Here is a 9,383-nt window from a genome sequence, read left to right on the forward strand (position 1 = left end):
ATTATGAACCTCCCAATATGTTCATTATTCCCCGCATTGCTTTCAGAATAGTTGTAAAAAGATTGGAAACAGATGCCATTAATACACCCATCACAATCATTAATATCACTAACCCAGCAATAATTTTTATCGGAACACCGACAACAAAAATATTTAATTGAGGAACCGTTCTTGCTACTATTCCCAAGGCTACATCCACCAAAAAAATACTTGCTACAACCGGAATAGACATTTGAAAAGCAACGGCAAACATAACAGAAAACGACTTTATTAAATACAGGGAGACATTCTCATGGCCAAATGCTATCCATGCTTGATCCAATGGAATAAATTGATAACTGTAATAAATGCCGTCTAATAAAAGGTGATGCCCATTTACTGATAATAAAAAAAATAAGGCCACAATATTTAAGTATTGCCCTGTAAGAGGGCTTTGGGCACCTGTTTGCGGATCCATAACATTTGCCATTGCAAAACCCATTTGAAAGTCAATTAAGCCTCCAGCAATCTGGACGGCAGAAAATAGCATATAGGCTAAAAAACCAATAAATAATCCCACAAGCGCTTCTTTTAAAATAAGTAAATAATATGTACCATCAATAGTTAAGGTAGGCGCATCCATATTAAAAAAAATAAGAATCGAAAGAAAAAAACCTAAACCTATCTTATGATTTGTTGGAATCGTCCGATAAGAGAATAAAGGAAGCATAAGAAAAAATGATGTAACACGCACTAATACAAGTAAAAAACTTGGAAATTCCGGCAGAAAATCAATCATCTCGCATTACCCTATAAACCTTGTTAAATTTGAAAATATATCGGAAGTGTAAGATAGCATATGGCTTAGCATCCAAGAACCAAAAAAAACAATTCCAAGTAGTACTGCTACTATTTTTGGAACAAAAGCTAGAGTTTGCTCTTGTATTTGGGTAGTAGCCTGAAAAATACTAATAACTAATCCTACAACTAATGCAATAATAAGCAATGGTCCACTGACAATTAGTACGGTTAGTATTCCCTTTTCTGCAACGGATATAACCATTTCTTGCGACATCTAATTCACACCTTCTTAAAAACTTTCTAATAAAGATTTAACAACTAAATACCAGCCATCTACAAGGACAAACAGCAATATCTTAAATGGCAGGGAAATCATAACTGGCGGAAGCATCATCATCCCCATCGACATTAAAATACTTGCAACAATCATATCGATTACTAGAAAGGGAATAAATATCATAAACCCAATCTGAAAGGCTGTTTTTAATTCGCTAATAGCAAAAGCCGGAATAAGTGTTGTTAAAGGAATGTCTTCTATAGATTTAGGCTTTTCTGCACCAGAGTATTGTAAAAATAGCGCCAAATCTTTTTGCCTTGTCTGTTTGCTCATAAATTCTTTAAAAGGCACTGCTGCATTATCATAGGCTTGTTCTAACGTTATTTTTTCATTAAATAAAGGAGTCAAAGCCTTATCGTTTACTTCTTGAAATGTCGGTGCCATAATAAAAAAAGTTAAAAATAAAGATAAACCGACAATCACTTGATTTGGAGGCATTTGTTGGGTAGCAAGCGCCGTTCTGACAAAGGAAAGAACAATCACAATTCTTGTAAAACAAGTCATTAAAATTAAAATGCTTGGTGCTAAAGAAAGGACAGTTAACAACAATAACAGCTGTACTGAAGTAGAAACATTTTCAGGAGAACTATTATTAAAAAATTGCATAAATTCATTCATCTTTTTCTGACCCTTTCTTTTCTTTATCATCTAATGCTTCTTTCCGGCGATTAGAAATTTCTTGTAATTGTTTTTTTAAATGTGCGGCAAAAGGCTCTTTGCTATTTGTTTCTACTGATGTTTTGTTTACCTTCCCCATTACCTTTGTCACAATATCGCTTGGAATAATCAACTGATCGATTTTTCGATTATAGTCCTCTAAAATCTCTTTATACTCTGCTTCATCTTCTATTTCTTTAATTAAATGAATATTTTCTCCTACTCCAACAACTAATAAGCGCTTGCCAAGCTTTACAATTTGAATGGAACGGTTTGCTCCAAGAGACGCCCCGCCTAAATTTTCGATTAATTGTGAGCTTTTATAAGAATGATTGCGCTTATTAATAAATTTCAAAAGGATATACAAAAGTGCCACAACAAACACAGTAGCAAATACCATTTTTACAATATCAAAAAAAGAAATTCCAATATCAGCTGTATCTTGTGCTATATTTGTTTCTTTTTGTGTTTGATCCTGATTTTCTTTTGTACTTTCTTTTGCATCATTCGTTGAGTCTTCAAACATATCATGGACACTATTATCAAGCTGCTCTGCATAGGCTTGATTTCCCAAGCCTATGAGAACAAAAATGAGTAGTGAACTTGTAAATAAATACTTTAATCTATCCACTAAAGGCACCCTCTACTTTTTTTAACTTAACCTAATGTTTTGCTGATAGCTTCTAATACACGGTCTGCTTGAAATGGTTTCACAATAAAATCTTTTGCCCCTGCTTGAATGGCGTCTATTACCATCGCTTGCTGCCCCATAGCAGAACACATAATTATTTTTGCATTTGGATTAATTTTTTTGATTTCTTTTAATGCTGTAATGCCATCCATTTCCGGCATTGTAATATCCATCGTAACTAAATCTGGCTGGGTTTCTTTGTATTTTTCGATTGCTTGCATACCATCAGCAGCTTCTCCAACAATTTCATACCCATTTTTTGATAGTATATCTTTAATCATCATGCGCATAAATGCTGCATCGTCCACTATTAAAATCTTTTGTGCCATAAATCTCTACCCCCATTAAAATGATAATTATCTTAGTTTATTTAAACGATCGCTTTGACTAACAATATCGGTTACTCTCACACCGAAATTTTCATCAATAACGACTACTTCCCCTTGTGCAACAAGCCGATTATTTACCAATATGTCGACCGGTTCACCTGCTAATTTATCCAATTCGATGATCGAACCTGCTGTTAATTCTAAAATTTCTTTTACGGAGCGCTTTGTTCGTCCTAATTCTACTGTTACTTGAAGAGGAATGTCCAACAGCATATTTAAATTTTTTGTCTCCGATTCTGCAGGTGTAAATGGTTCAAAATTTGAAAATACAGCTGGTTGCACATTCGGTTGTGAGCCATTCGGGAAACTTGCCCCAAAATGTTGTGTTGGATGATTGGCTGGCTGTGGAGCAATCGGTTGAGCTGCTTGATTTACTTGAGCATACTGATTGTATCCTCCACCGTTTCCTTCCGAATAAGCGGGAGAGGCTAAAGCTTCTTCCACAGTTGGTTCTTTTGGCTCATAAACAGAATTATAATCTAAATTAGATGGATTGGAAACTTCTTCTGTACTATCTGATGTATTTAATAAGCCTTCTACTAATTTTTTGGCGAAAGGCAGCTGTAATAATTGCATGATCTTTGAGTCAATAAGTGTTCCAATTTTTAAACGAAAAGATATTTTCACAAAAATATCATCTGTTGGAAATTTATCTGTGCCTTCCCCTTGTGTTAAATCAAGTAGATCAATCGTAGGCGGTGATATATCCACCCTTTTATTAAAAATAGTTGACATGGAAGTCGCAGCAGATCCCATCATTTGATTCATTGCTTCCTGGACAGCACTCAGTTGGATTTCTCCCATTATCTCTGATGGGTTCAGCCCGTCACCACCAAGCATTAAGTCCGCAATGATACTAGCATCTGATTGCTTTATTACTAATAAATTCATTCCTGAAAAACCTTCTGTATAATTGACTCGAATAGCAACATACGGATGAGGAAATTCTTCTGGAAGCCTATTTCTTAACACAGCACCCACAGTAGGTGTTGTAATATCTACCTTTTGATTTAACAGAGTAGACAATGCAGTAGCAGAACTTCCAAACGATATATTGCCAATTTCCCCCAAAGCATCTTGCTCCATTGCAGATAAATAATCTTCTACTACTAATTCTATCTGTGGTTGTTCAATATCTTCGCCTCTTAATAAAGCATCTATTTCATCTTGTGAAAGCATATCCTTACTCATCATCTTCTTTCCCCCTCTCTAAAGCTCCTAAGATTTGAACAGCTAGTTTTTTATTTACTTTACCTGGCTGTCCATAAAATTTAGGAATATCTCCTACTTTAATAAGCAGAGGTTCTTCTATTGTTTGATTCATTTCTATAACATCGCCAACATCTAGCATTAAAAAATCTTGTATAGAAATCTCCGACGTTCCCAATTGCGCGCATAACGGGATAATCGATTTTTTCACACCTTTTTCTAATTGTTTTGTCACTTCTGGTTCTGGAGACTTTTTTTCGTTTTGCATCCAATAGTGTCCAGATAATTTTTGGATAATTGGTTCTAATACAACGTGAGGGATGCAAATATTAATCATTCCACTTGTATCACTGATTGTGGTATTTAACGAAATAACCACAACGGTTTCATTCGGAGAAACCATTTGCAAAAATTGAGGGTTTACTTCAAATTCCTCTAAAGATGGTTCAATATCAACTAAATCTTCCATCGCTTCTCGAAAATAATCAAAGGCATTTTCAAATGTGCTAGACATTATTTTTGTTTCTATTTCTGTTAAATTTTCCACTTTATTAATGCTTGATCCCCTGCCGCCCATCATACGATCCATCATTGCATACGCAATATTAGGATTTACTTCCATAAGAACTCGCCCATTTAAAGGTGATACATCAAATACATTTAATATGGTCATTTTTGGAATTGAGCGAATAAATTCTTCATATGGTATTTGATCAGCAGAAGCAACATTAAATTGTACATACGTTCGCAATTGTGCAGAGAAAAACGTCGTCAGCAATCGAGCAAAATTTTCATGTATGCGTGTTAAACTTCTGATTTGATCTTTCGAAAACCGGAGTGCCCGTTTAAAATCATACACTTTTACCTTTTTTTCTGATTGCTCCTTTTTTAGCTCATCTGCATCCATTTCACCAGAAGTTATAGCAGATAATAGTGCATCTATTTCATTCTGGGATAGTACATCTCCTGACAAAAAATCCTCACCCCTTAAATATGATGATTCCATCATTTATCACAGCTAACGGCAGTATGTTCTCGTTATTTCTAAGAGGAAATGGAGGTTATACTACTCATTAATTTGATTCGTTCCATTAGCCGACACGGATTAGGTTCAGACAAAATTTTTCCCTGCCTTAAAAGTTTCACATTATTGAAGTAAAGAGCTGGTAATATAAACCTGCACCACTTTACCTTCTTGCATATGCTCATTTATTTGTTCTTTTAAGTCATTCTCTAATATAGTTTGTCCTTTTTTCCCTTTCATATCTTCCGCAGTTTTTTCCGAAAGTTCTTGAATTATAATATTTTTCACTTGGAAATCTCTTTTTTCTAATTCCTCTTTTGCTTTTTTGCTGTCTGTTTGGATTTTGAATGATATTTTAATGAAATTATCAGTTGCTAAATTTGTAGTCATTTCCTCTATATCTACTGAGGATTCAATGACTTCATCAATAGAAGGTTCTTTTTCTTTTTGATCTCCAGTATACTTCCACAAATAAAAAAATGCTCCCGCACCAACAATGGCAATTGTAAGTAGTAGTATTAGCATAATCATAAGTATTTTATTATTCTTCATTGTGCTTCTCTCCCAAGTTCGGTAATCCGAAAAGGCTCACAGATCGATAAAATTGATGTATTAATTCCATCAGTTCTTGCTCCGTCTCTTTTACAACATATTTATTTCCATTTGACAGCATAATTGTTGTATCTGGAAATAATTCAATTGTTTCAATAAACAAAGCATTTAATTTAAATTTTTTACCATTTAATCGCGTTACAGTTATCATCAATTATTTTTTAGAGACTAATGAATAAGTATCCACTAGCCTCTAAATCCCCCTTCTACTTATCGTTTTAAGTTAAGAAGTTCTTGCAAGATTTCATCAGATGTTGTAATAATCTTTGAATTGGATTGGAATCCCCTTTGACCAACAATCATTTCTGTAAATTCATCTGTTAAATCAACATTGGACATTTCAAGGTATCCGCTGTTAAGGGAGCCAGTGCCATTTTCTCCGGCAAAGGTAAGTGTTTCTGGACCAGAGTTAGGAGATACTTGAAATGTATTTCCTCCTGTTTTTGTTAACCCTTCAGGATTTGAAAATTTAGCCATTTGAATTCGTCCTGCTGCTTGATTTACCCCAGCTGCATCAATATAAGAAATGGAACCATCATTACCAATACTAAAACTTTGAGAATCTGTAGGAATATTTCCCATTCCTTGCGTTCCATTATTATCTACTACTACAGTTAAACCACTCGATGTTACAATGTTTCCTTTATCATTTAAATAAAAATTCCCTGCTCTTGTATAAGATTTTGTGCCATCAGCATTTTCCAGTATAAAATAACCAGAACCTGAAATGGCTAAATCCAATGTTCTTCCTGTTGTCTGCATGCTTCCTTGTGTGGCAATCGTATCAATGGATGCCACTTGTGAACCTAATCCAACTTGTTTTGGATTTGTACCTCCAGTTCCTGTAGCAGCCGATCCAGTTGCTCCAGCTGTTGTTTGGCTGATTAAGTCGCTGAATGCTGTTCTGCCCTTTTTAAAGCCATACGTATTTACGTTTGCAATGTTATTCCCGATAACATCTAATTTTGTTTGAAAATTTTTCATTCCTGTAACACCTGAATATAATGAACGTAGCATTTGTTTTTTCTCCCTTCGAGTTCACTGCTTCTATCCTTCCACAGTGATAAGCTTCCAATATTGGTCCAGCTAAATTTTTATTCATTCATAACAATTGTGCCATTTATATTTGTAAATATTTGTTCCGTTGCTTCTTGTCTGTCCATCGCGGTAATAACCGTATTATTTTTGGCGCTGACAATCAGTGCAGCATCATTCAGCAGAACTAATGATTCTTTTACACCCATTTGCCTTGCCTGTTTAACTTTTGCTTCTATTTGCTTCCATTTCGCATCATCAATTACAATGCCTCTTTGCTGCAAGCGTTCATTCGCATGTTTGCTGATATTTAATTTATCGAATGCACCAATAGATACTTGTAGATGTGCAGAAAATGAAGCAGTTTTTTGAGCTTTAATAGCATTTAAACTATTTTTAATTGCGGCTTGTGATTTAAAAGCAGGATAAATGGATTTATCCATTTTAATCACTTCCTATTCAATTTTAGTTATTTGCTTGGAAGTGATCTGGGTGTTATTTGCATCATTTAATGTATATTGCATCACACCATTTTTTAAGGAAACAGATTTCACTTCCCCGCTTTGCTCTTCCTGATTATCATTTAAGTAAGTGACTATTTTTCCAATCATTTGACTTGCTGATGCCAAATTACTTGTTTCTGCACTCATACTAGAAATATTAGCAGGAGACAAAGTTGTCCCATCTTCTAATGTAAATTCAACACTGTCATCTTTGTAAGCTACAGAGACAACTTTTCCTGTTCCAGAAGTTGTCGTGTCTGCACCAGAACTGTCTGTTTCTGTTTTGTTCCAGTCGACTACCTTACCAACAAATTGACCATACGAAATTAAATTCGATTGTGTTTGCAAGGTGGTAAAACTCTCCATCGTTGCATTCATATTAGTCATTTGTTCAAGAGAGGAGAATGTTGCCATTTGTGCAATAAAATCTTTATCCTCTAACGGTTTAGTTGGATCCTGGTTTTGCAATTGTGTAATTAATATTTTCAAAAAATCATCTTTTCCTAGACTAGAATTTCCAGTTGTTTTTGTCTGCTCTTGATAATTTGATAAATAAAGAGACGAATCAATTGTATTTGCCATGCTTTCACCTCCTCACGTTTATTCCATATTAAGAAGCTCCTCCAAAAAGGTTTTTCGTTGTTTTTCTTGCTCTTTCTGCTGGGAAGACTGCTCTTCTTTTTGTTGTTGCTGTTGCTGTTGCTGTTGATTATCTTTTGTCGTTTTATCTTGCTGCGATGGGGTATACGCAATATCTAATTTATCGACAACAGCATTTTGCGGACCAAGGCTATGTTTAATACTTGTTAAATGGCTTTCTAATATATCTTTTGCCTCTTGTGAAGCAGTAAGAATTTTTGCTGAAATATTGCCTTCATTTTGATAGATTTCTATTTTAATAGACCCTAAATGATCTGGCGCTAATCTTAGCGTAAATGTTTGATTATCTCCATTATTCACAAACTTTCCATTTACAAGCACCTTCTCTAGTTGTTCTCGCAACTGATGTGCTGAAACTGGATTGCCGCTTGCGGTTAATAATACTAAAGGTTCTTGTTTAGTCGAGACAACTGTTTGCATTTGTCCTACAACAATAGTTTTAGCATCTGTTTCATTCTTTTCCACTAGCGGTTTAATATTTTCCATTCTAGTAGGTTTCACATCATTTGTGTTTTTAATAGAACCTACCATTAGCGGATTTACCATTTTCGCAAGCATTGTATTTGGTTTTTCTTCTTTTTTTGCAGCTGTATTTAATTTATCTACCACGCTCGAGACCAATGACTTGATACTATTTAACGGCAATAGAGAGTCTTGTCCTTTTGTTGCTGCTTCTGCTAGCTTCACTGCTTGACTAGAAGATTTTGTTTGATTATCTGCTCTTCCTAGAAAAGTGTTGTAATGAAATGGATTGATTAGCTGCTCCTGATTTGCTGCATGCCCTAATTTTGCTCCAGCCCCATCTATTATCACTGCTGACGTCGCTTGGATGCCATTTGCAATGATTGCATCCTGATTTATTGCATTTATCGCATCTGCTGATTTTTCTGCCGTTTGCGCCGGTGATTGATAAAGCAATGGATTGATCAATTTTACGGTATCAAGTGCGATTGTTTGATTTGCAGGCATCGCCTTTTTGTGTTTGGACTGAGAATCCGACTGCACTACATTTGTTTCTCCAAACATCTTGCCATTATTGGTCGGCATCACTTTTTCCACATTCACCGTTGTGCCCGTTTGCCCTATTGCTACACTAGTAGCTGTTAGCGTTTCTTGTGATAAAGTGGCCTCATTACTGATATTTCCATTATTAGCTTCTGATGCAAGACTTTTGTTTGCAGGCTGGTTTTTTAGACGACTTAATAGATTGCCTTCGCGTACAGGCTGCAATTGTCCAAATAAAGGGTTTATTCTAGTCACTGAGTTGCTTGTATTAGTCTCTTCCTTTATTCTTCCCTTTGTTTCAATTATTTGAGCATTAGGATCTTTTCCTACTTCACCTGAGCGGTTAGCATCATCTTTATTCTTTTGTACTAATTGACTGGTACCCTGACTGAATTTTAATGTTTCTCGAAGTGGGATTGCCTGCCCATTTCCTTCCGTTATGAACGTTCCTTCATTCAATCCTGCCTCGCCTAAAGAATTG

The 9,383-nt window shown here is 35.3% G+C and carries 13 protein-coding genes; all 13 read right to left on the reverse strand.

The genetic code is table 11. The features are described 5' to 3' along the window. Nucleotide 1: 1 nt before the first annotated feature. Nucleotides 2-778 (reverse strand): flagellar biosynthetic protein FliR, encoded by a 777-nt coding sequence (gene fliR / locus CWS01_RS04325; RefSeq protein ID WP_101175822.1) that lies wholly within the window; start codon nucleotides 776-778, stop codon nucleotides 2-4. Nucleotides 779-784: 6 nt separating this feature from the next. After that, nucleotides 785-1,054 (reverse strand): flagellar biosynthesis protein FliQ, encoded by a 270-nt coding sequence (gene fliQ, locus CWS01_RS04330; RefSeq protein ID WP_101175823.1) that lies wholly within the window; start codon nucleotides 1,052-1,054, stop codon nucleotides 785-787. 15 nt (nucleotides 1,055-1,069) lie between these two features. Beyond that, nucleotides 1,070-1,735, reverse strand: coding sequence for a flagellar type III secretion system pore protein FliP (fliP, locus tag CWS01_RS04335; RefSeq protein ID WP_101175824.1), 666 nt, complete (start codon nucleotides 1,733-1,735; stop codon nucleotides 1,070-1,072). Next, on the reverse strand, nucleotides 1,728-2,405 hold the full coding sequence (locus CWS01_RS04340) for a flagellar biosynthetic protein FliO (RefSeq protein ID WP_235851969.1): 678 nt from the start codon (nucleotides 2,403-2,405) through the stop codon (nucleotides 1,728-1,730). Before CWS01_RS04340 ends, fliP begins: the two co-directional genes overlap by 8 nt. Before the next feature lie 26 nt (nucleotides 2,406-2,431). Then, on the reverse strand, nucleotides 2,432-2,794 hold the full coding sequence (locus tag CWS01_RS04345) for a response regulator (RefSeq protein ID WP_101175825.1): 363 nt from the start codon (nucleotides 2,792-2,794) through the stop codon (nucleotides 2,432-2,434). 27 nt (nucleotides 2,795-2,821) lie between these two features. Then, a complete protein-coding gene (gene fliY, locus CWS01_RS04350; RefSeq protein ID WP_101175826.1) occupies nucleotides 2,822-4,048 on the reverse strand; it encodes a flagellar motor switch phosphatase FliY in 1,227 nt (408 codons plus the stop codon). After that, on the reverse strand, nucleotides 4,038-5,036 hold the full coding sequence (fliM, locus tag CWS01_RS04355) for a flagellar motor switch protein FliM (protein WP_101175827.1): 999 nt from the start codon (nucleotides 5,034-5,036) through the stop codon (nucleotides 4,038-4,040). The genes fliY and fliM overlap by 11 nt, the downstream gene beginning before the upstream one ends. Nucleotides 5,037-5,210: 174 nt before the next feature. Then, nucleotides 5,211-5,639 carry a flagellar basal body-associated protein FliL gene (fliL, locus tag CWS01_RS04360; RefSeq protein WP_101175828.1) on the reverse strand — a complete coding sequence of 143 codons (429 nt, stop codon included), beginning with the start codon at nucleotides 5,637-5,639 and terminating at the stop codon, nucleotides 5,211-5,213. Further along, on the reverse strand, nucleotides 5,629-5,850 hold the full coding sequence (locus tag CWS01_RS04365) for a flagellar FlbD family protein (protein ID WP_101175829.1): 222 nt from the start codon (nucleotides 5,848-5,850) through the stop codon (nucleotides 5,629-5,631). Before CWS01_RS04365 ends, fliL begins: the two co-directional genes overlap by 11 nt. 59 nt (nucleotides 5,851-5,909) lie before the next feature. Beyond that, the gene (gene flgG, locus CWS01_RS04370; protein WP_101175830.1) at nucleotides 5,910-6,716 is read right to left on the reverse strand and encodes a flagellar basal body rod protein FlgG; all 807 of its coding nucleotides are present in this window, start codon (nucleotides 6,714-6,716) and stop codon (nucleotides 5,910-5,912) included. A gap of 77 nt (nucleotides 6,717-6,793) precedes the next feature. Then, nucleotides 6,794-7,177, reverse strand: coding sequence for a TIGR02530 family flagellar biosynthesis protein (locus CWS01_RS04375; RefSeq protein ID WP_101175831.1), 384 nt, complete (start codon nucleotides 7,175-7,177; stop codon nucleotides 6,794-6,796). 12 nt (nucleotides 7,178-7,189) lie between these two features. Continuing rightward, nucleotides 7,190-7,819: a flagellar hook assembly protein FlgD gene (flgD, locus tag CWS01_RS04380; RefSeq protein ID WP_101175832.1), complete on the reverse strand. Its 630-nt coding sequence runs from the start codon at nucleotides 7,817-7,819 to the stop codon at nucleotides 7,190-7,192. A gap of 18 nt (nucleotides 7,820-7,837) precedes the next feature. After that, on the reverse strand, nucleotides 7,838-9,383 hold a 1,546-nt coding region (locus CWS01_RS04385), incomplete at its 5' end, for a flagellar hook-length control protein FliK (protein ID WP_168714355.1).

The organism is Niallia nealsonii (genome assembly GCF_002835805.1).
Taxonomy (GTDB): Bacteria; Bacillota; Bacilli; order Bacillales; family Cytobacillaceae; genus Niallia; species Niallia nealsonii.

Excerpts from the sequence above, each read along its gene's own strand:
- fliR (WP_101175822.1), bottom strand. The coding sequence starts at position 778 with ATGATTGATTTTCTGCCGGAATTTCCAAGTTTTTTACTTGTATTAGTG.
- fliQ (WP_101175823.1), bottom strand. The coding sequence starts at position 1,054 with ATGTCGCAAGAAATGGTTATATCCGTTGCAGAAAAGGGAATACTAACC.
- fliP (WP_101175824.1), bottom strand. The coding sequence starts at position 1,735 with ATGAATGAATTTATGCAATTTTTTAATAATAGTTCTCCTGAAAATGTT.
- CWS01_RS04345 (WP_101175825.1), bottom strand. The coding sequence starts at position 2,794 with ATGGCACAAAAGATTTTAATAGTGGACGATGCAGCATTTATGCGCATG.
- fliY (WP_101175826.1), bottom strand. The coding sequence starts at position 4,048 with ATGATGAGTAAGGATATGCTTTCACAAGATGAAATAGATGCTTTATTA.
- fliL (WP_101175828.1), bottom strand. The coding sequence starts at position 5,639 with ATGAAGAATAATAAAATACTTATGATTATGCTAATACTACTACTTACA.
- CWS01_RS04365 (WP_101175829.1), bottom strand. The coding sequence starts at position 5,850 with ATGATAACTGTAACGCGATTAAATGGTAAAAAATTTAAATTAAATGCT.
- flgG (WP_101175830.1), bottom strand. The coding sequence starts at position 6,716 with ATGCTACGTTCATTATATTCAGGTGTTACAGGAATGAAAAATTTTCAA.
- CWS01_RS04375 (WP_101175831.1), bottom strand. The coding sequence starts at position 7,177 with ATGGATAAATCCATTTATCCTGCTTTTAAATCACAAGCCGCAATTAAA.
- flgD (WP_101175832.1), bottom strand. The coding sequence starts at position 7,819 with ATGGCAAATACAATTGATTCGTCTCTTTATTTATCAAATTATCAAGAG.